At 63.5% G+C, this 21,483-nt stretch carries 16 protein-coding genes and 3 pseudogenes; 14 read left to right on the forward strand and 5 right to left on the reverse strand.

The features are described 5' to 3' along the window. Positions 1–50: 50 nt before the first annotated feature. A pseudogene (locus tag N0Q91_RS03115) lies at positions 51–658 on the reverse strand (AraC family transcriptional regulator). Positions 659–777: 119 nt separating this feature from the next. After that, a complete protein-coding gene (locus N0Q91_RS03120) occupies positions 778–1,473 on the reverse strand; it encodes a TetR/AcrR family transcriptional regulator (RefSeq protein ID WP_100672868.1) in 696 nt (231 codons plus the stop codon). A gap of 245 nt (positions 1,474–1,718) precedes the next feature. Here N0Q91_RS03120 and N0Q91_RS03125 point away from each other — a divergent pair, with 245 nt between their 5' ends. The 12 genes and pseudogenes from N0Q91_RS03125 (at position 1,719) to N0Q91_RS03180 (ending at position 16,983) form a co-directional block, all read left to right on the forward strand. Next, positions 1,719–2,924, forward strand: a complete 1,206-nt coding sequence (locus N0Q91_RS03125; protein WP_100672869.1) for an HlyD family secretion protein — start codon at positions 1,719–1,721, stop codon at positions 2,922–2,924. A gap of 28 nt (positions 2,925–2,952) precedes the next feature. Beyond that, entirely contained in the window at positions 2,953–4,542 is a 1,590-nt protein-coding gene (locus N0Q91_RS03130) for a DHA2 family efflux MFS transporter permease subunit (protein WP_275597310.1), read from the forward strand. Between the two features lie 273 nt (positions 4,543–4,815). Beyond that, positions 4,816–5,901 (forward strand): metallophosphoesterase, encoded by a 1,086-nt coding sequence (locus N0Q91_RS03135; protein WP_275598084.1) that lies wholly within the window; start codon positions 4,816–4,818, stop codon positions 5,899–5,901. A gap of 97 nt (positions 5,902–5,998) precedes the next feature. Then, complete coding sequence (locus N0Q91_RS03140) at positions 5,999–7,033, forward strand: LacI family DNA-binding transcriptional regulator (protein ID WP_275597311.1); 1,035 nt, start codon at positions 5,999–6,001, stop codon at positions 7,031–7,033. Between the two features lie 9 nt (positions 7,034–7,042). After that, the gene (gene xylB / locus N0Q91_RS03145) at positions 7,043–8,497 is read left to right on the forward strand and encodes a xylulokinase (RefSeq protein WP_275597312.1); all 1,455 of its coding nucleotides are present in this window, start codon (positions 7,043–7,045) and stop codon (positions 8,495–8,497) included. Between the two features lie 94 nt (positions 8,498–8,591). Further along, entirely contained in the window at positions 8,592–9,902 is a 1,311-nt protein-coding gene (gene xylA / locus N0Q91_RS03150; protein WP_275597313.1) for a xylose isomerase, read from the forward strand. 191 nt (positions 9,903–10,093) lie between these two features. After that, positions 10,094–11,146, forward strand: coding sequence for a sugar phosphate isomerase/epimerase family protein (locus tag N0Q91_RS03155; RefSeq protein ID WP_275597314.1), 1,053 nt, complete (start codon positions 10,094–10,096; stop codon positions 11,144–11,146). A 189-nt stretch (positions 11,147–11,335) separates the two neighbouring features. Then, on the forward strand, positions 11,336–12,520 hold the full coding sequence (locus tag N0Q91_RS03160; RefSeq protein ID WP_100672875.1) for a Gfo/Idh/MocA family protein: 1,185 nt from the start codon (positions 11,336–11,338) through the stop codon (positions 12,518–12,520). A gap of 209 nt (positions 12,521–12,729) precedes the next feature. Beyond that, the gene (locus N0Q91_RS03165; RefSeq protein ID WP_100672876.1) at positions 12,730–14,103 is read left to right on the forward strand and encodes a GH1 family beta-glucosidase; all 1,374 of its coding nucleotides are present in this window, start codon (positions 12,730–12,732) and stop codon (positions 14,101–14,103) included. A 336-nt stretch (positions 14,104–14,439) separates the two neighbouring features. Continuing rightward, positions 14,440–15,515: pseudogene (locus N0Q91_RS03170) on the forward strand (methionine ABC transporter ATP-binding protein). After that, on the forward strand, positions 15,505–16,170 hold the full coding sequence (locus N0Q91_RS03175; protein ID WP_275597315.1) for a methionine ABC transporter permease: 666 nt from the start codon (positions 15,505–15,507) through the stop codon (positions 16,168–16,170). The pseudogene N0Q91_RS03170 and the gene N0Q91_RS03175 overlap by 11 nt, the downstream one beginning before the upstream one ends. Before the next feature lie 36 nt (positions 16,171–16,206). Continuing rightward, positions 16,207–16,983 (forward strand): MetQ/NlpA family ABC transporter substrate-binding protein, encoded by a 777-nt coding sequence (locus tag N0Q91_RS03180; RefSeq protein ID WP_275597316.1) that lies wholly within the window; start codon positions 16,207–16,209, stop codon positions 16,981–16,983. Between the two features lie 251 nt (positions 16,984–17,234). On the opposite strand, the pseudogene trhO reads toward N0Q91_RS03180, so the two are convergent. The 3 genes and pseudogenes from trhO to N0Q91_RS03195 form a co-directional block, all read right to left on the reverse strand. Then, positions 17,235–18,181 (reverse strand): annotated as a pseudogene (gene trhO / locus N0Q91_RS03185) (oxygen-dependent tRNA uridine(34) hydroxylase TrhO). A 78-nt stretch (positions 18,182–18,259) separates the two neighbouring features. Continuing rightward, the gene (locus N0Q91_RS03190; protein WP_275597317.1) at positions 18,260–19,162 is read right to left on the reverse strand and encodes a CHAD domain-containing protein; all 903 of its coding nucleotides are present in this window, start codon (positions 19,160–19,162) and stop codon (positions 18,260–18,262) included. After that, positions 19,159–19,632, reverse strand: a complete 474-nt coding sequence (locus N0Q91_RS03195; RefSeq protein WP_100672881.1) for a CYTH domain-containing protein — start codon at positions 19,630–19,632, stop codon at positions 19,159–19,161. Before N0Q91_RS03195 ends, N0Q91_RS03190 begins: the two co-directional genes overlap by 4 nt. Before the next feature lie 259 nt (positions 19,633–19,891). Between N0Q91_RS03195 and N0Q91_RS03200 the strand changes: the two genes are divergently transcribed. Both N0Q91_RS03200 and N0Q91_RS03205 read left to right on the forward strand, forming a co-directional pair. Continuing rightward, positions 19,892–20,530: a 2-dehydro-3-deoxy-phosphogluconate aldolase gene (locus N0Q91_RS03200; protein WP_275597318.1), complete on the forward strand. Its 639-nt coding sequence runs from the start codon at positions 19,892–19,894 to the stop codon at positions 20,528–20,530. A 166-nt stretch (positions 20,531–20,696) separates the two neighbouring features. Then, positions 20,697–21,401, forward strand: a complete 705-nt coding sequence (locus N0Q91_RS03205; RefSeq protein WP_275597319.1) for a tellurite resistance TerB family protein — start codon at positions 20,697–20,699, stop codon at positions 21,399–21,401. Positions 21,402–21,483: the final 82 nt, after the last annotated feature.

A 21,483-nucleotide genomic window follows, 5' to 3' on the forward strand; every position in this document is an offset into this window, starting at 1 on the left:
AGGTGGAATTGTCGAAGGAAAGCCGGCTGCACCTGTCCGTGCACCGGAAATCAGCCCTTCAGCGGCACCCAGATCTCGACCGCACCCATGCCGGAATGCGGATCGAAGCGCTCGTCGTAGCGTTCCATCAGGTCGGGCAATTCACCATGTCGGTGGCCGGACTGCGGAAACCAGGTCGTGAAGATGTGGTGGGCCGTGTTGGCGATTCCGGAAATGTGCCCGCGTAGGTCTCTGCGAGACCGGCGAGAAGAAGCCCCGGGCTTTCCTCGAAGCGCGGCGGTTCGATCTTCAAAGTGCGTGCGTCGTCCATTCTGATCGGCTCCAAAAGCTCGACATTGCGGACGTGCCCCTGCTTGCGGATGGTCTCGGGCGTCACCCCGAACTGCTCGCGAAAGGCACGGGTGAAAGCCTCGTGCGAGCCGTAGCCCGCCTCGAGGGCCACTTCGAGAATGCCGGATGTGCCGTTGGCGAGGGCAAGCGCGGCGCCGCTCAGGCGTCGGCCGCGGATATAGGCACTGATCGAGCGACCGGCCGAAAGCCCGAATACGCGCGAAAGATGATAGCGCGAAAGGCCGGCGGCCGCGGCGATATCATCCAGCGATATATCCTCGGCGAAATGGCTTTCAATGAACCAGATCGCCCTTCCGATGGCACTCATCGTCACTCCCTTTGTGGACACGCAAGGTCTTACGGCCTTTCAGGCGAGCGCGTTTGATCGCGATTGCTGGATTGCAAGAAGATGGTGCGTCATGTTTCGCCGGCAAGGCGCCGTGGCGTTTACTCCGTGCCCGTCGTCTTTCCGTAGGCGGCGAGGAAAACACGGATGGCGGATCTGACGTTCTTTTCGATGCTTTCGGCCGAGACCGCATCGCACATGCCGAAAAGCCGTCCCTTGAACATTCCGGCCATGGCGAGATCGATGAACTGCTTTGCGGCTATTTCCGTGTCTTCGATCGAGAGCGTGCCTGCCGACACCTGCTGGTCGAGATAGGCCTTGAGCACGGTGTATCCGTTCTCCGGCGTCGCAGTGAAGAAGCGCTGCGCCAGCCGGGGCATCCGGTCGATCACGCCGAGTACCGTGCGCATCGCGCGGATCGTGTAATCCGACGTTATGCTCGTCACCAGCTTCACGCCAAAAGCGTGAAGCGCCTCCTCGATCGGTTCATTGCCGTTCAACGATTGCTTGACGCTGTTGACGATAATGTTGCGCTCGCGCGCGATGAGCGCCGTGAACAGGTCTTCCTTGTTCTCGAAATAGACGTAGAGCGTGCCCTTGGAAACGCCGGCCTCGCGCGTGATGTCGTTCATGCTGGCGGCGTCGAAACTGCTCCGCATGAAAACGCGTTTGGCGCCGTCGAGAATCCGCTCGCGTTTGACCGGATCCTCGCCGGCGGCGTGACGCCCGCCGGTCGACGGGTGTTCGTGCTGGTCCTGCAGGGATCTTTCCTGCTCTGCGCTTTTCGCTGACGTCATGGCTGCCGGACGTATCCACTCCTTTTGATCTAGCTTGCGTCACGGGAACGCGTTCAGATCCGATTCCAATGAGAATAGCGGGCGCGGAGAGAACGCGCACACTTTATCTTCACCTTACAAATCATCTTCACCTTACAAATCGAACCGACCGGTTCGATTTGCTCTTGATATGCGGTGTGAAAGGCATTATGTCAAGCGTCATCGAACCGAACGGTTCAGTTCAATTCCAACCAGATCGGTGGCCCATGTCCGCTTCCAGCTCTTCCAGTGCTGCCCGTGTTCGTCCCGTAGGCGACGATTTCGAAATGGATACCCAGAAGGCCGAGGCCAAGGGGCCCGGAACCGACGCTGCAGCCGCAGAGCAAACCGGGACCGAGAGCGCTGCGCCCCCGAAGAAGCGCCGCAAAATCCTTCCGGTGCTGGGTCTCGTGCTTCTCGGTGCTGCCGGCTGGTACGGCTATGACTGGTGGACCAACGGCCGTTTCCTGGTCTCGACCGACGACGCTTACATAGAAGGGGACATCGCGACGATTTCGCCCAAGGTGTCCGGCTATGTCGCCAAGGTCGACGTCGTCGCCAACCAGCATGTAAAGGCTGGAGATCCCCTGGTGACGCTCGACGACGGCGATTATCGTATCGCGGCCGAACAGGCCGAGGCGCAGATCGCCACGCAGAAGCTTGCGCTCGAACGCTTCGATGCGCAGATCGCCGGCGCCAAGGCGAGCCTTACTCAAACCGAAGCGCAGAAGAAGGCGCTTGAGGCGACGGTACGCGGCGCGGAACTGGCCCAGAAACGCGCCAGCGAGCTGCAGTCGAAGTCCTTCGGCACGGACGCTTCCCTCGACAGCGCACAGGTCGCACTCGATCAGGCTCGCGCGAATCTCGCCGGCGCGGAGGCGAACATTGCTGCGGCCAAGTCCAACATCACCGTCCTCGAAGCCCAGCGGATGGAAGCTGAAAGCACCATCCGCTCTCTGGAGCTTACCCGCGACAAGGCAAACAGGGACCTGGCCTTCACGGTGCTGAAGGCGCCCTATGACGGTGTGATAGGCAATGTGGCGGTTCAGGTCGGCGATCTCGTCTCGGCCGGCCAGCGGCTGGCCGCGCTCGTTCCGACGGATGAGCTCTATATAGACGCCAACTTCAAGGAAACGCAGATCGCGCATCTGGTGCCGGGTTCCAAGGTCCAGATACATGTCGACGCCTATGAGGATCATCCGATCGAAGGCACGGTCGCATCGATCTCGCCGGCGTCCGGCTCCGTCTTTTCGCTGCTGCCGGCGGAAAACGCGACCGGCAACTTCACCAAGGTCATCCAGCGCGTTCCGGTGCGCATCACGCTGCCGGCCGACGTGCTGGCGGAAGGGCACCTGCGCGCGGGGCTGAGCGTCGTGGTCGACGTCGATACCCGCACCGCACCGGAACAGTCGAAGGTCGCGGCCGCGAAGTAAAGGGCTCAAGGCCCGAGGAGTGGCGGAAATGGCCGCAACAGCAACAGCGGGCGCGGCTGCGCCGAGCCTACCCAAGGCCGAGGAGCATATGGACCCGCGGCGGCTCATCGCGTTTTTCGCGATGGTCGTCGGAATGTTCATGGCGATCCTCGACATCCAGATCGTCTCCGCCTCGCTCGCCGAGATCCAGGCGGGCCTGTCGGCCGGATCTGACGAGATCGGGTGGGTGCAGACCGCCTATCTGATCGCGGAAGTCATCATGATCCCGCTCTCTGGCACGCTTGCCCGCATCGTCTCGACGCGGGTGCTCTTCTCCGTGGCCGCGGCCGGCTTCACGGCCGCCAGCGCTCTTGCCGCCACGGCCACCAACATCGAACAGATGATCGTTTACCGGGCGATCCAGGGATTTATCGGCGGCGGCATGATCCCGTCGGTCTTTGCCGCAGCCTTCACCATCTTCCCGCCGTCGAAGCGCAACGTCGTCTCGCCCATCATCGGGCTCATCGCGACGCTTGCGCCGACCATCGGCCCCACGGTCGGCGGTTATCTGAGCCATGCCTTTTCCTGGCACTGGCTGTTCCTCGTCAACGTCATTCCCGGCATCATCGTCGCGACGGTCACCTGGATCTTCATCGATTTCGACAAGCCGGAACTCGGATTGATCAAGAAGTTCGACTGGTGGGGACTTCTCTCCATGGCGATTTTTCTCGGCTCGCTCGAATACGTGCTGGAGGAAGGCAATGCCAATGACTGGTTCAACGACGAGCACATCGTCATGGGTGCCGTCGCCGCCACGGTCGCTGCCGCCGTCTTCTTCTATCGGGCGTTCAAAGTCGATTTCCCGGTCGTCGATCTCAAGGCCTTCGCCAACCGCAACTTTACCTTCGGCTCGCTCTTCTCCTTCGTCATGGGGATCGGCCTTTACGGGCTCACCTATCTCTATCCGCTCTATCTCGGACGTATCCGCGGCTACGACTCCCTGATGATCGGCGAAACCATGTTCGTCTCGGGTCTCGCCATGTTCCTGACCGCGCCCGTTGCGGGTTTCCTCGCCGGGCGAATGGATCCGCGAGCGATGATGACCATCGGCTTTGCCGGCTTTGCCGCGGGCACCTGGCTGATGAGCCAGATGACCGCCGACTGGGATTTCTGGGAGCTGCTCGTTCCGCAGATCCTGCGCGGCTGCTCGCTGATGCTCTGCATGGTGCCGATCAACAATATCGCACTCGGCACCCTGCCGCCGGCGCGCATCCGCAATGCGTCGGGACTCTACAACCTGACGCGTAACCTCGGTGGCGCAGTCGGGCTGGCGGTCATCAACACGATCCTCACGCAACGCCAGGATTTCCACTACGCCCGGCTCGCCGAGCACGTGGAATGGGGCAACCCGGAGGCTGTCGAGCGGATGCGCAACATCGCCACGACCTTCACTGCGCACGGCCTCGACGGAACCACGGCTGCGGTCAAGCAGCTGGCGGCGATGGTCCAGCAGCAGGCGGCGATCATGTCCTTCATCGACGTGTTCGTATTGCTCACCGTCCTGTTCCTGTCGATGATCGCCGGCGTCCTGATGATCGCCAAGCCACAAGGCGCCGGCCCAGGAGGCGGCGGGCATTAGAGCGGGAATGAGGAAAAGTGTGCGCGGTTTTCCGCCCGCGTCCCGCTCTACCTGTTGGAATCGATCACGTTGATCTTAGGTACACCCGACATAAGATCAACGTGATCCACAGGACGCCGATGCCGCGGGGTGGCTGCCCTTATTCCGCTCCAGCGCTTTACGCGGTTTCGAGATCGCTGCAATATTCCGTCTCGTCGAAGCTGTCGGAGGGCGCGCGTAGCGACGCGCGGGCGGCGCATGAACGATCATCCTTGCCTACGGCCTTCGCGGCGGATGTTCCTCGCCGGTGCGGTCGGATTCGGTCTCTCGATGACCGTCGGCGGCAGATCTGCGAGAGCGGCCGGCCTTCCGGTCGACGTGACCTTTCTCTTTGCCGCGGACATCCATGCCTGCCTCGTTTCGACGGACGGCTTGGCGCCGAACTGCGAAGCGGAGGGCAAGACCGACGCCAGCCTCTTGCGCCACGTCGCCGCGCTGAACGCATTGGCGGCACAGCACTGGCCGCATGCCGTTGGAGGGAAGCCGAGCGGTCTTGCCAGTGCGGGCACGAGGATTTCGCGTCCGCTCGGTCTGGTGCTCGGCGGCGACATCACCGACGACGGCGGCGGCCAGGTTCGCCAGCCCCGCGAGGGGCGGCAATTACAGCAGTTCCAAAGCCGGTACGAGCAGGCGCCGGGCCCGCACCATATCCACATTCCCGTTTATGTCGGCCTTGGAAACCATGACCTCGACCAGGACGGGCCGCCGCCGAATGCCGACTGGTATCGCCGGGAGCTGCGAGACTATGTCGAGCTTACCCATCGCCAGACCGTTTTCTACAAGCCGCCGGTGCCGGTCGCGAATTACGATCCGCTATCGGACAGCTATTCCTGGGACTGGGGCGGTCTTCATCTCGTACACCTGCAGCGTTTCGGAGGCGACGAGAGCAAGGGCGCGGTGAGCGGATTGCCGTGGCTTAAGAGCGATCTCTCCTCCCATGCCGCCGATGGCCGGCCGGTCGTCCTCTTCCAGCATTATGGCTGGGACGCGTTTTCGACCGAGGCCTGGGATCCGGCGGCAAAGACCTTCGACGACAAGGGGGAGGGCGAGCCGCATTGGTGGAGCGCCGACGAGCGCCAGGCGTTGCTCGACCACGTGCAGGGCTACAACATCGTCGGCCTCTTCCATGGGCACGAGCATGACCGCGTCATGGTCTACAGGGTCGGCGGGATCGACGTCTTCAAGCCCAAGGCGGCCTTTCTCGGCGGTTTCACGGTCGTGCGCGTGACCGGCAGCTTCATGGATGTAGCCTTCGGCGAGGCCGAGGGCGAGCATGGCCACGTCGTGTTCACGCAGGCCTTCAGCAAGCGTTTCGACTGAAGCGACATTCCGGAACTCGTCCATTCGAGCGCTCGCCCGGAGTTTTCTGATTTACGTACATCAAAAATTCCTCTAATGGGTTTGCCGGGAGGAAGAGATGCGACCGACAGTTCACGATATCGCCGCCGAGGCGGGCGTCAGCCTCGCCACCGTCGACCGGGTGTTGAACAATCGTCCGGGCGTGAGAAGCGTCACGCGCGAGCGGGTGGAACAGGCGATCGCCACGCTCGGCTATGTTCGCGACGTCGCCGCTGCCAATCTTGCGAAGAGCCGCAGCTATCCTCTGGTCTTCATCCTGCCCGCCGGCGAAAACTCCTTCATGCGCGGTCTCGAGGCGGAGGTTCGCTCGGCAATGTCGCGTTCCGCGACAGAGCGGCTGGATATCACCATCCTCTCCGTTCCAGCCTTCGACGCAGCGGCGCTCGCCGCCGCGCTGCTCGAGGCGCGTAAGCGCCGGCCGGCGGGTGTCGCGGTGGTTGCCGTCGACGCGCCGGACGTGACGGAGGCGGTAAAGCGGCTCCGCGAAGACGGCATTGCCGTCGTTACGCTGGTTTCCGATCTGCCGGGGTCGGGGCGCGACCATTTCGCCGGCGTCGACAATGTCGCCGCGGGCCGCACCGCCGGCAGCCTGATGGGCCGGTTTCTCGGCGGCGAAGGACCGGTCGCGGTGCTTGCCGGCTCCATGCTGGTACGCGACCACCGCGATCGGCTGGAGGGTTTCCAGGCTGTCATGAGCGAGGATTTCCCCTCGCGCCAGGTCCTGCCGGTGATCGAGGGGCAGGACAATCCGTCGCTGGTCGAGACGCTCGTCGGCGCCCTTCTCGGGCAGCATCCCGATCTTGCCGGCATCTACAGCCTCGGCGCCGGCAATCGCGGCCTTGTCGCGGCGCTCGAAAAGGCGGGCAAAGGAAGGACCGTTTGCACGATCGCGCATGAGTTGACGCCGCACAGCCGCGCCGGGCTCCTTTCCGGCACGATCGACGCGCTGCTCAACCAGAATGCGGGCCACGAGGTCAGGAGCGCCATCCGGGTGCTGAAAGCAAAGGCGGACGGGCTGCCGGTCATCGCGGCGCAGGAGCGCATCCGCATCGATATTTTCCTGAAGGACAACCTGCCGCTCGAGCAGGAATAGGAGGGCACCATGTATCTCGGACTGGATCTCGGCACGTCCGGCGTCAAGGCCATGCTGATGGACGGCGAGCAGCGGATCATCGGCTCCGCCAGCGGCGCGCTCGACGTCGACCGGCCGCATCCCGGCTGGTCGGAACAGGATCCGGCTGACTGGATCCGTGCCGCGGAGGAGGCGATCGCCCGATTGAGGGAAACGCATCCGCAAGCGATTGCCGCCGTCCGCGGCATCGGCCTTTCCGGCCAGATGCACGGTGCGACATTGCTCGACGAAGGCGATGCGGTCCTGCGGCCGTGCATATTGTGGAACGACACCCGCAGCTTCCGCGAGGCGGCAGCGCTCGACGGCGATCCGCAGTTTCGGGCGCTGACCGGCAACATCGTCTTTCCGGGCTTCACCGCACCGAAGCTCGCCTGGGTGCGTGAAAACGAGCCGGAGCTGTTCGCCAGGGTTCGCTGGGTGCTGCTCCCGAAGGATTACCTGCGCCTCTGGCTGACCGGCGAGCATATGTCGGAAATGTCCGATTCGGCCGGCACGTCATGGCTCGATACGGGCAAGCGCAAGTGGTCGGCGAGCCTGCTTGCCGCTACGCAGCTCGAGGAGAGGCAGATGCCCGACCTCGTCGAGGGCACGGATGTGGCCGGCACGCTGCGGCCGGAGCTCGCCGCGCGTTGGGGAATGGGGCCTGGCGTCGTGGTCGCCGGCGGTGCGGGCGACAACGCAGCCTCGGCCTGCGGCATGGGGACGGTCGGGGAGGGGCAGGCCTTCGTCTCGCTCGGCACGTCCGGCGTCCTTTTCGCGGCCAATGCAAGCTATCTCCCCAACCCGGAGAGCGCGGTCCACGCCTTCTGCCACGCACTGCCCAACACCTGGCACCAGATGGGCGTGATCCTCTCGGCGACGGACGCGCTGAACTGGCATTCCAGCGTCACCGGCCGGAGTGCTGCGGAGCTCGCCAATGAACTCGGCGAGAGCCTCAAGGCGCCGGGCTCGGTGACGTTTCTTCCCTATCTCTCCGGTGAGCGCACACCGCACAACGATGCGGCGATCCGCGGCGTCTTCGCCGGCCTCGGGCACGAGAGCTCCCGGGCGGTGCTGACGCAGGCGGTGCTCGAAGGCGTTTCCTTCGCGATCCGCGACAGTCTCGAGGCGCTGCGCGCGGCCGGCACGAAGCTCACGCGGGTGACGGCGATCGGCGGCGGTTCGCGCTCGCGTTATTGGCTGAGCTCGATCGCGACCGCACTGAACCTGCCGGTCGACCTGCCCGCGGACGGCGATTTCGGCGCTGCTTTCGGCGCAGCGCGGCTCGGCCTGATCGCCGCCACCGGAGCTGACCCGGCCGCGGTCTGCACCGCACCCGAGACGGCGGAAACGATCGCGCCGGAGGCATCGCTCGTGCCCGCCTATGAAGATGCTTACCAGCGCTATCGCCGGCTCTATCCGGCGATAAAGGAAGCGGCGCTGTGAGCAGTTTCGGCGCATCCACCACCTGCCTTCCACCCGATAGCCGGCTCCGTCGCGAACGGTGCCGCCAATTCACAATCCATGAGAGGAGACTGTCGTGAGCACGGGATTTTTCGGCGATATCGCCAAGATCAAATACGAGGGACCGGAAAGCACCAATCCGCTCGCCTTCCGCCATTACAATCCGGACGACGTCGTCCTCGGCAAGCGGATGGAGGATCATCTGCGCTTCGCCGTCGCCTACTGGCACACCTTCGTCTGGCCGGGCGGCGATCCCTTCGGCGGGCAGACCTTCGAACGCCCCTGGTTCAAGGATTCGATGGATGCCGCCAAGCTGAAGGCGGATGTCGCCTTCGAATTCTTCCAGCTTCTCGGCGTACCCTACTACTGCTTCCACGACGCGGACGTGCGCCCGGAGGGGCGGAACTTCGCCGAGAACACGAGCAATCTCAACGAGATCGTCGATTATTTCGCCGGGAAGCAGGAAGAGACCGGCGTCAAGCTGTTGTGGGGCACGGCGAACCTCTTTTCCAACCGCCGCTTCATGGCCGGGGCTGCGACGAACCCGGACCCGGACGTCTTCGCCTTTTCCGCCGCGACGGTGAAGACCTGCATCGACGCGACGCAGCGGCTGGGCGGCGAAAACTATGTGCTCTGGGGCGGACGCGAGGGCTATGAGACCCTGCTCAACACCGACCTGAAGCGCGAGCTCGATCAGCTCGGCCGCTTCCTCAATCTGGTCGTCGAATACAAGCACAGGATCGGCTTCAAGGGCACGATCCTGATCGAGCCGAAGCCGCAGGAGCCGACCAAGCACCAGTACGACTACGACGTGGCGACCGTCTATGGCTTTCTCAAGAGATACGGCCTCGAAAACGAGGTGAAGGTCAACATCGAGCAGGGCCACGCGATCCTTGCCGGACATTCCTTCGAGCACGAGCTGGCGCTCGCCAATGCGCTCGGCATCTTCGGTTCGATCGACATGAACCGCAACGACTACCAGTCCGGCTGGGACACCGACCAGTTCCCGAACAACGTGCCGGAAATGGCGCTCGCCTATTACCACGTGCTTGCGGGCGGTGGCTTCAAGACCGGCGGCACGAACTTCGACGCGAAGCTGCGCCGCCAGTCGATCGACCCCGAAGATCTGCTGATCGGCCATATCGGCGGCATGGATTGCTGCGCGCGCGGCCTGAAGGCGGCCGCGAAGATGATCGAGGACAAGGCGCTCTCCGCACCGCTCGAAGCGCGCTATGCCGGCTGGAACGTGCCGGAGGCGAAGAAGATGCTCGACGGCGGCTTCTCGCTCGAGGAGATCGAGGCCTGGGTGCGGAAGGCCGACGTCAACCCGCAGCCGAAATCCGGCAGGCAGGAGCTTCTGGAAAACGTGGTCAACCGCTACGTCTGACGGGCACGGGGATCCTTTTTCGCGAGGGGGGCACAAGCCGATTGCCCCTCGCGAAGAATCTGCTAGCTTCTGGCTCCTGCAACGTTGCAGGTGTATCAGCTGCTGCGAATTCGCGGGCCGGAAGCACTGGAAGTCAACGGTCGGCCGCAGTGCCGGCACATCGGACACCGCTCTATCTGGGAGGAAGTTGTATGAAGACGATCAAAGGACCGGGGCTGTTTCTTGCGCAATTCGCCGGCGATGCCGCACCCTTCAATTCCTGGGATTCGATCACCAAATGGGCAGCCGATTGCGGCTATAAGGGCGTGCAGGTCCCGAGCTGGGACGGCCGGCTCTTCGACCTGAAGAAGGCTGCCGAATCGAAGACCTACTGCGACGAGGTCGCCGGCAAGGCGCGCGACAACGGCGTCGAGATCACCGAGCTTTCGACCCACCTCCAGGGCCAGCTCGTTGCGGCGCATCCCGCCTATGACGAGGCTTTCGACGGTTTCGCCGTTCCGCAAGTGCGCGGCAATCCCGGCGCACGCCAGCAGTGGGCGGTCGAGCAGGTGAAGCTGGCGCTGACCGCCTCGAAGAACCTCGGCCTCGATGCGATGGCAAGCTTTTCCGGCGCACTCGCCTGGCCCTTCGTCTATCCGTGGCCGCAGCGCCCGGCGGGCCTGGTGGAGACCGCCTTCGACGAGCTCGCGCGGCGTTGGAAGCCGATCCTCGACCATGCGGAGGATTGCGGCGTCGACGTGTGCTACGAGATCCATCCGGGCGAGGACCTGCACGACGGCATCACCTATGAGATGTTCCTGGAGCGCACCGGCAACCATGCCCGCGCCTGCATGCTCTACGACCCGTCGCACTATGTGCTGCAGTGCCTCGACTATCTCGAGAATATCGACATCTACAAGGACCGCATCCGGATGTTCCACGTCAAGGACGCGGAGTTCAACCCGACCGGACGCCAGGGCGTCTATGGTGGCTATCAAAGCTGGGTGAACCGCGCCGGCCGCTTCCGCTCGCTCGGCGACGGTCAGGTGGATTTCGGGGCCGTCTTCTCGAAGATGGCCGCCAATGACTTTGCCGGCTGGGCCGTCGTCGAGTGGGAATGCTGCCTGAAACATCCGGAAGACGGCGCGCGCGAAGGCTCCGAGTTCGTGAAGGCGCATATCATCCGCGTCACCGAAAAGGCCTTCGACGATTTCGCCGACAGCGGCACCGACGAGGCGGCGAACCGGCGGATGCTGGGAATCTAGTTCGTGATCTCACTGTCTGCCCCTCACCCTGACCCTCTCCCCGCAAGCGGGGAGAGGGACTTGCCCCGCGGTCCCGCCGTGACAAAAGGAGGCGTCGCCACGAGTCTCTTCGCCCCGCCTGCGGGGAGAAGGTCGCGGCAGCGGGATGAGGCGCAGTTCCACGCCAAACACTTAAGAAGAGGAAACAGAATGGCTATCGAGGGAAGCAGTACGGAAACGCGTCAGAAGCGCATTCGGCTCGGAATGGTGGGCGGGGGCTCGGGCGCCTTTATCGGCGCGGTGCATCGGATCGCCGCCCGGCTCGACGATCACTACGAGCTTGTCGCCGGCGCGCTCTCGTCGACACCGGAGAAGGCCGAGGCTTCGGGCCGCGAGCTCGGGCTGGACCCATCGCGCGTCTATTCGGATTTCAAGGAAATGGCGATCCGTGAGGCGAAGCTGAAGAACGGCATCGAGGCGGTGGCGATCGTCACCCCGAACCATGTTCACTATGCTGCTGCCAAGGAATTCCTGAAGCGCGGCATCCATGTCATCTGCGACAAGCCGCTGACGTCGACGCTCGCCGATGCGAAGAAGCTCAAGAAGGCGGCCGACGAAAGCGATGCGCTCTTCGTGCTCACGCACAACTATACCGGCTATCCGATGGTGCGCCAGGCGCGCGAAATGGTCGAGAATGGCGACATCGGAGCCGTCCGCCTCGTTCAGATGGAATATCCGCAGGACTGGCTGACCGAGAATATCGAGCAGTCCGGTCAGAAGCAGGCCGCCTGGCGCACCGATCCGGCGCGCTCCGGCGCCGGCGGCTCGACCGGCGACATCGGCACGCATGCCTATAATCTCGGATGCTTCGTTTCCGGCCTCGAACTCGAGGAGCTCTCCGCCGATCTCGACAGCTTCGTTGGCGGGCGGCAGCTCGACGACAACGCGCATGTGCTGATGCGCTTCAGGGAAAAGGACGGAACGCGCGCCAAGGGGATGCTGTGGTGCAGCCAGGTGGCGCCCGGCCACGAGAACGGCCTGATGGTGCGCGTCTACGGTACCAAGGGCGGTCTCGAGTGGACGCAGAAGGATCCGAATTACCTCTGGTACACGCCCTTCGGCGAGCCGAAGCGTCTGTTGACGCGCGCCGGCGCCGGCGCTTCGCCGGCGGCGGCACGCGTATCGCGCATTCCGTCCGGCCACCCCGAGGGCTATCTCGAAGGCTTCGCCAATATCTATACGGAAGCGGCACGGGCGATCTATGCCAAGCGCAACGGCGGGAAGGCGGATCCTTCCGTCATCTATCCGACGATAGACGATGGCATGAAGGGTATGACCTTCGTCGATGCCTGCGTGCGTTCCTCGGAGCGCAACGGCGCCTGGATCAAGGTCTGAACCATTCAAGCCGGAGCATTTCCGCGACCGGTGAAAATGGAGATGTTCCGGAGAAGGGCGGGGATACCTCGCCCTTTTTCATTGACATTTGCCGCCGCGGCCTTAGGCCACATCCACAGACGAGGGCGAGACTTCCATGGCCCGCCTTACCATTGACCCGAACGCAGCCATGCCTTCGGTCCGGCTGCGCAGACGATGAGGCTCAAACGATGATCGAAGCCAAGAAACTGGCAGAGCGTTTTCCCGGCGACTTTGTCTTCGGCGTTGCGACCGCATCCTTCCAGATCGAGGGAGCCAGCAAGGCGGACGGGCGCAAAGCCTCCATCTGGGACGCCTTCTCCAATATGCCGGGGCGCGTTTACGGGCGCCACAACGGGGACGTCGCCTGCGACCATTACAACCGGCTGGAGCAGGATCTGGACCTCATCAGCGGCCTCGGCGTCGAGGCCTACCGCTTCTCGATCGCCTGGCCGCGGATCGTACCGGAGGGCACCGGGCCGATCAACGAGAAGGGGCTCGACTTTTACGACCGCCTCGTCGACGGCCTGAAGGCGCGTGGCATCAAGGCGTTTGCAACCCTCTATCACTGGGACCTGCCGCTGGCGCTGATGGGCGACGGTGGTTGGACGGCGCGCACGACCGCCTATGCCTATCAGCGTTACGCCAAGACCGTGATTGCGCGTCTCGGCGATCGTCTCGATGCGGTCGCGACCTTCAACGAACCGTGGTGTTCCGTCTGGCTCGGCCATCTCTACGGTGTCCATGCACCGGGCGAGCGCAACATGGATGCAGCACTTGCCGCACTGCACTTCACCAATCTCGCCCATGGGTTGGGGGTTGCGGCGATCCGCTCGGAACGGCCGGAGCTGCCGGTCGGCATCGTCATCAATGCCCATTCGGTCTATCCCGGCAGCGACAGCGCCGAGGACAAGGCCGCTGCAGAGCGCGCCTTCGATTTCCACAACGGCGTCTTCTTCGATCCGATCTTCAAGGGCGAGTATCCGGAGGGTTTCCTCGCCGCGCTCGGCAAGCGCATGCCGGCGATCGAGGACGGCGACATGGCAACGATCGCCCAGCCGCTCGATTGGTGGGGGCTCAACTATTATACGCCGATGCGCGTTTCGGCAGACTCCGCGAAAGGCGCCGAATATCCGGCGACCGTCAATGCCAAACCTGTCAGCGACGTGAAGACCGATATTGGCTGGGAAGTCTATGCGCCGGCTTTGGGCAGCCTGGTGGAGACGCTCAATGCGCGCTACAGGCTCCCCGATTGCTACATCACCGAAAATGGCGCCTGCTACAATATGGGCGTCGAGAACGGCTCCGTCGACGATCAGCCTCGGCTCGATTACATCTCGGACCACCTCGCCGTCACCGCCGATCTCATTGCCAAGGGTTATCCGATGCGGGGCTATTTCGCCTGGAGCCTGATGGATAATTTCGAATGGGCCGAGGGCTACCGGATGCGCTTCGGCATCGTTCACGTCGATTACGAGACACAGGTCCGCACGATCAAGAAAAGCGGTCGCTGGTATAAGGATCTGGCGGAACGGTTTCCGAGGGGCAACCACAAGCCGGGATGATGCCGGAGCGGGCGGACGGCAGTTCTGCACAAAAAGAGTAGACTTTTGCGTCGCACTTTGGGGCTCCGGAAAAACGTACCTGTAAAAGGGCGCGCTCGCGCGCCATAAGATCCACATGCTCCTCGGCATGGCAGTCATGCCGGGGAGGCGTTGAACTGACCGGTTGGCCGATGATAGAGAGTTGCTCCACGTTTCGAATGCCTTGCCGAATGTTTGTCTGACGAGGCGACATTTTTTCCGTGCCGGCCCTATTTAGCAGGGACCGGAGTTTCGAACATCCGAGAGCATCATGTATCCTCCCATCGTTTTGATCCCTCCTGCGGGGGCGACCGGACAATGACACTCCCTCGATCCGAGATATCGGCCGGTGATGCGGTCGTCTTCGATGCCGTGTCCAAGCGCTTTGCCGCCTCCGGCGGAAATACGGCCTTCACGGCGCTCGACAATGTCAGCCTGACGGTCGCTCGCGGCTCGATCACCGGTATCATCGGCCGTTCCGGCGCCGGCAAATCGACGTTGATCCGGCTGGTAAACGGCCTCGAAAAGCCTTCGAGCGGCAAGGTGTTCGTCGATGGCGTCGATGTGGGTGCGCTGGACGAGGCGGGCCTGCGCGATCTCCGCCGCTCCGTCGGCATGATCTTCCAGCATTTCAACCTGCTTTCCTCCCGCACCGTCTTCGGCAATGTCGCGCTGCCGCTCGAAATCGCCGGTATGGATCGGCGCGCGATCGAGCAGCGTGTGCGCCCGCTTCTCGAACTCGTTGGTCTTGCCGACAAGCACGGGCGCTATCCGGCGGAACTGTCGGGCGGCCAGAAGCAGCGCATCGGCATCGCCCGGGCGCTTGCGACCGAACCCAAGCTGTTGCTTTCGGACGAGGCGACCTCGGCGCTGGACCCGGAAACGACGCAGTCGATCCTGGAATTGCTCAGACGGATCAATGCGGAGCTGGGCCTTACCGTTCTGCTCATCACCCATGAGATGGAGGTCGTGAAAGCGATCACCTCCGACGTGGCAGTGATCGACAAGGGCGAGATCGTCGAGCGAGGGCACACTTTCGATGTCTTCACGCATTCCAGGCACGAGACGACGCGGGCGCTGCTTTCCGGTCTGGCGGGTTCGAAACTGCCGGAAGCCGTTGCCAGAGGCCTGAAGCCGGCGGCGGCAAGCGGCGATCGCGTCGTGGTGCGCCTCACCTTTTCGGGGCAGCGGCGGAGCGCCCGCTGATCTCGCAGCTCATCCAGTCGGTCGGTGCCGAGGTCGACATCATCGCCGGCACGATCGACGAGATCGGCGGCAAGCCCTATGGCTCGCTCGTCGTCGCCTATGGCGCCGATGCCGAAACCTCGGGCAAGGCGGAGCGCTTCTTCGCCGAAAACGGACTGGTCACGGAGGTGCTCGGCTATGTCGCCTGATCTTCTGCTTCGCATAGGCAGCGCCACGCTCGACACGATGTACATGGTGGCGATCGCTGGCCTCGTGGGCTCGCTGATCGGGCTGCCGATCGGCATCTTCCTAGCGACCAGCGGCAAGGGCGAGCTGTTTCCCGCACCCAATCTCAATCGCGCGGTGGGACTTGTGGTGAACGCGACGCGGTCGACGCCCTTCATCATCCTCGTCGTGGCGATCATTCCGTTGACGCGCCTCATCACCGGTACCTCCATCGGCACCAAAGCGGCGATCGTGCCCTTGACGATTGCGACCATTCCCTTCGTGGCCCGCCTTGTCGAGGCGGCGATCCGCGACGTCGACAAGGGGCTGATCGAGGCGGCGCGCGCCATGGGCGCCACCCCGTTGCAGATCGTCTTCAAGGTCCTGCTCGCCGAATCGCGGCCGGCGCTGACGCTGGCGCTCACCATGACGATCGTCAGCCTCATCGGCTATTCGGCGATGGTCGGCGCGGTCGGCGGCGGCGGTCTCGGCGATCTGGGCATCCGCTACGGCTATCAGCGCTTCATGCCGGACGTGATGCTCGTCGTGGTCGTCGTGCTTATCGTACTCGTACAGCTCGTCCAGAGCGCCGGCGACCGGATGGCGCGGCGCTTCGACAAGCGCAGCCGCAAGACCTGATCTTTCCAACACACCACCAGCAACAAGGAGACATCCATGAAGAACCTCATTCTCGCGGCGGCCTTCGCCGTCCTGGCTGCCGGCACGGCGCTTGCAGAGACCATCAAGGTCGGCGTGACCCCGGGCGAGCATGCCGAGATCATGGAGAAGGTGAAGGAAGTCGCCGCCCCCAAGGGCCTCGACATCGAAATCCTCGAATTCTCCGACTACGTGGTTCCGAACCAGGCGCTCGCCGACGGAGACCTCAATGCCAATTCCTTCCAGCACCAGCCCTATCTCGACAACCAGATCGCCGATCGTGGCTTCGACATCGTCAGCGTGGGCCTGACCATCACCACGCCGATGGGCGTTTATTCGAACAAGGTGAAGAGCCTCGATGAGCTGGAGGACGGCGCCACGATCGCCATCCCGAACGATCCGACCAATGGCGGCCGCGCGCTCCTGGTTCTCGCATCGAAGGGCCTCATCAAGGTCAATCCGGATGCCGGGCTGAAGGTCACCCCGGCCGACGTGACGGAAAATCCGAAGAACATCGAGTTCGCCGAGCTCGATGCGGCGCAGCTGCCGCGCTCGCTGGCCGATGTCGACGCGGCCGTGATCAACACCAATTACGCGCTCGAGGCCGATCTCCACCCGAAGGAAGACGCCATCGCCATCGAAAGCGAGAAGTCCCCCTACGCCAACGTCATTGCGGTGCGTAGCGCAGACAAGGATGCGCCCTGGGTGAAGACGCTCGTGGAATCCTACCACGACGACAAGATCAAGGCTTTCATCGTAGAGCACTTCAAAGGTGCGCTTATCCCGAGCTGGTGAAGATCGCACCGGCGGGAAGCGGATACATGCCCCGCGAAAGGCCGGTGTCAATGGCAGTGGAGGCGCTTGCCACGGGTCCCTTCTTCCCGCCCGCGGGGAGAAGGTGCCGGCAGGCGGATGAGGGGCATCGACCGGGTGAGTCGATTGGACTGGAGCATTTCAACGTTTCATGGAAACACTGAAATGCTCTGACCATTTGGTCCAACGCACTCCCGGACGGAAAACCGTTACGCACTTTTCCTGGACGTGCTCTAGCTTCCGAGATGCCGCGCGCCGCGCTTCTTGGCAAGCATGATCTGCCTCTGCCTCTGGCGGTAACGCTCGCGATCCTCTTCGGTGCGGGTGTCGTGGCAGTGAACGCAGGAGACGCCTTCCTCGTGAAGGTGCGACTGGAGGTCGGCGGGCGTCAGCGGCTGGCGGCAGGCATGGCAGAGCGTGTGCTCGCCCTCCTGCAGCCCGTGGGTTATGGACACGCGCTCGTCGAAGACGAAGCAGGCGCCTTCCCAGAGGCTCTCTTCCGGCGGTATTTCCTCGAGATATTTGAGGATGCCTCCCTTGAGGTGATAGACCTCCTCGAAGCCCTGCTCTTTCATGAAGGCCGTCGCCTTTTCGCAGCGGATACCGCCTGTGCAGTACATGGCGATCTTCGGCTTGTTGTGCAGGCCGCTATTGTTGCGCACCCATTCGGGAAATTCCCGGAACGTCTTGGTCTTGGGGTCGACGGCTCCCTGGAAGAGGCCGATGGCCGTTTCATAGTCGTTGCGCGTGTCGATGACGAGCGTTTCCGGATCGGAGATCAGCGCATTCCAGTCCTTCGGCTCCACATAGGTGCCGACCACCTTTTGGGGTCGATGTTTTCGACGCCCATGGTGACGATCTCCTTCTTCAGGCGCACCTTCATGCGCAGGAAGGGCATGGCCGAGGCCCGGCTCTCCTTGTGTACCAGGCCGGCGAATTCCGGCTGCGCGCGCAGACAGGCCAGGACCGCCGCAATGCCTTCCTCGGTGCCGGCGATCGTCCCGTTGATGCCCTCATGCGCAAGAAGCAGCGTTCCCTTCACCCCATTGGCGTCGCAGATCGCCTGCAGCGGCTCGCGGAAACCGGCGAAGCGCGGAAAGGATACGAAGTGGTAGAGGGCGGCCACCAGAAACTGGCCCGGCGTCTCCGGGCGGCGCGATGTCGTGAGCATGTCGGTCATGCGGCACGCAAATACAGCTTTCGGGCGCCAAGTGCAATTGCGGCGAATCACGCCTGAGCCTGACTTTCGGGAAGCGTTCTACCTTCCGGCTTCGAGCCAGAGCAGTTCGAGGGTTCGGCTCTCCCTCCGCGGCCGGTCGAGAAAGACCGCATCAGCGCGCTTCAAGGCCTCACGCCTCAGCGCGTCCTGCCTGGCCGCGACATTCGAAAGAAAATGTTCGCTGCTGTTGCCGGCAAGGTCGGGCCGCTCGTCGACGAGCGACATCAATTCGGCGATGTCATTCAGATGGCCGAGCACGTCGACCAGTTCGCTGGCCTCCGCTCTCTTTGCCCGCATCCCCGATGGCCACGCCTCGCGAAGCAGGGCAAGCTGAATTCGGTAATCCTGTGCGCTTTTGCGCAAGTCGTGAAACAGCGCCGTATCGGTGCTGGCCGCACAGGCTGCCCTGGCGCGTGCGGCGCGCCGCAATGTCTGCCGCCAGCCCTTTGCGAGGCGCCGGGCGGATTTCCGCCTGCCGTCATGGAAGGAAACATGCGCGAGTGCAGCGTGCGCCTTTCGGCAATTGACGATGGTTTCTTCGATCTTCCGGTCGAGATCGCCTCGTTCTTCGGCAATCCGGTCGCGCCGGCTTGCGAGGATCGAGCAGACCTTGTCGAGGGCCAGTTGCTGCTCCTCGCTCGCCGCGTGCTGGCGCAGATAGCCGGCATTCTCGACAAGCGCTGCAGCGTCGCGGAACGTCGAGAGATTGCGTGCCATGGCGCGGAAGCGTGCGTTTTCCTGCCTCTGGAAGAGTGGCGCATCCGCGACCACGAGGCGATAGAGCGAGCGCAGGCGCTTGAAGCTCTTGCGCGCACCGTGAATCGCTTCATGCACGCCTTCGGGTTGAACCTCGAGCATCGCAATCGCGCGTTCGATCTGTTCCCCTCCGACGGCGCGGAAGTCCTCTGTAAAGGGGCACTTCGGATGGAAGGCAAAGGTCATGTTTGCGCTTCCAGCAGTCCTTCGGTGGCAAGCGCCTGATTGGAGTAGCGGCGGTCGCCGGTGATCTCGCGCCCCAGCCAGGCCGGCAGGTTGGGCAGGTCCGTTTCCCGCTTCATTTCGACTTCGGCGACGGTGAGCCCTTCGAGCGCGCCCTCATAGACGTCGACCTCCCAGGTGAAACCCTTGTGCGGTATCCGGAAACGCCGTTTCTCGATGACGATGCCGATTGCCTGGGTCAATAATTCCCGCGCGTCGTGCATGGGGAGATCGTATTCGTATTCGTTGCGGACGAGGGCCGATTTGCCGATCTTGATGGTCAGGCGTGCCCGCTTGTTGCCGTGAATGCGCACGCGTACGGAGCGGTCTTCCATGGTGACGATATAGGCCTGACGTAGCCTGATGCCCTTGTCCGCGTGTTGCCGCCAGCCGTCGGTGGCGACAAGAAACTTGCGCTCAATCTCCTTTGCCATGGATCTCCTGCCATTTCGAGATGTCGGCCGGCACAGACTACCGTTTAATCGATGTCGCTCAAGTCTTGTCCCTTCGATCACGATGATTTTAGATCGGATCGACCTGAAATCGTGAACGTGGCCGGTCCTGACAAGTTAGAGCGGAAGCGGGCGGTACAGCGCGAATAGTTTTCCGCGCCCCGACCTGTCGGGCTCGACAACCGCAGACTGGCACGCTATGCGAGGGGCATTATTCAATCGTTTTAAAAGGACGATCGGCATGAGCGCGAAAATGGACAAGCTTCTCTCAATCCTCAAGCTGCAGCCGGTGGTTCCCGTCTTGGTGATCGACGATGCGGCGTCGGCGGTACCGCTCGCGCGGGCGCTGGTCGCCGGCGGCCTCAAGGCGATCGAGATCACCTTGCGCACGCCGGCCGCTCTGGAAGCGATCCGTGCGGTCGCGGGTGAGGTGGAGGGCGCCGTTGCCGGTGCCGGCACCATCCTCAATGCCGCCCAGTTCGAAGAGGCCGTCGCGGCCGGATCGCAGTTCATCGTCAGCCCCGGCACGACGCAGGAACTGATCGACGTCGCCAACGATCACGAGGTGCCGCTGCTTCCGGGTGCGGCGACGGCGAGCGAGGTCATGGGGCTGCGCGAGGAAGGCTACGGGGTGATGAAGTTCTTCCCGGCCGAGCAGGCCGGAGGCGCCGCCTATCTGAAGTCGCTCTCATCGCCGCTCGCAGGCACCCTGTTCTGCCCGACCGGCGGCATTTCGCTTGCCAATGCGCGCGACTACCTGTCGCTTCCCAACGTCGTTTGCGTCGGCGGCTCCTGGGTGGCGCCGAAGGACCTGGTCGCCAGGGGCGACTGGGCCGGCATCACCAAGCTTGCGGCCGAGGCCTTCGCGCTCAAGGGCTGATCCCAGACGGCACGTGATGGAGGAGGGCCGGCAGTCGTCCGGCCATTTCCTTCTTCACGCCGGTTTGTATTTCCGCGGCAACGTTCCTATGTCTCAATCGGCCAACGACGGAGCGGGGTGGGGCGTTCATGCTCGCCACCGCATGGACCGAAAAGGAGCAAGCCTGATGTTCGACGCGAAGAAATTGCTGGATCAGTTCCTGGGATCGCAGGTGCCCGGCGCCGGAGGGTCTGTCCGCGGCCGGGCGGATCAGGTGACCAAAGTCGCGAAGGACAATCCGCTTGCCACCGGCGCGATCGCCGCGGTTCTGCTCGGCACGAAATCCGGACGCAAGCTGGCCGGAAATGCCGCCGTCCTCGGCGGACTCGCCGCCATCGCCGGCCTTGGCTACCAGGCCTACAAGAACTACCAGTCCGGCAAGGAGCCGGTGGCCGAGCCCGCACCACGCGCACCGGCCCAGTTGCCCGCGCCTCCCGCCGACTCCGGCTTCGCCGCGCCCGAAGCGCTGAGCGACGACTTCGCGCTCGTGCTGGTGCGCGCCATGATCGCCGCTGCGCGCGCGGATGGCCATATCGACGGCGCCGAGCGCGGCCGCATCATGGACAAGCTGTCCGTTTCGGGACTTTCAGCGGATGCGGCGGCCTTCCTGGAGGCGGAACTCGTCAATCCGATCGATCTCGACGCCATCATCTCCGCCGGGAAGACGGAGGAGGAGCGGGTGGAGATCTATACGGCATCCCGTCTCGCGATCGAGCCGGACGGCCGGGCCGAGCGCGGCTATCTCGACCTGCTTGCCGGACGGCTCGGCCTGGCCGATGCGCTCGTCGACCACATAGAGGCGACGGTTTCTGCGGCAAAGATTCCGGCTTGAACGGATTCAAGGGCGGGCGCCGATCCGTTCCGCTCATGGGTCGCATCACGAGTTTGAATTTGTCACCGCCCCGCGTCTGTCC

The sequence above is a fragment of the Sinorhizobium prairiense genome (genome assembly GCF_029201645.2).
Taxonomy (GTDB): domain Bacteria; phylum Pseudomonadota; class Alphaproteobacteria; order Rhizobiales; family Rhizobiaceae; genus Sinorhizobium; species Sinorhizobium meliloti_A.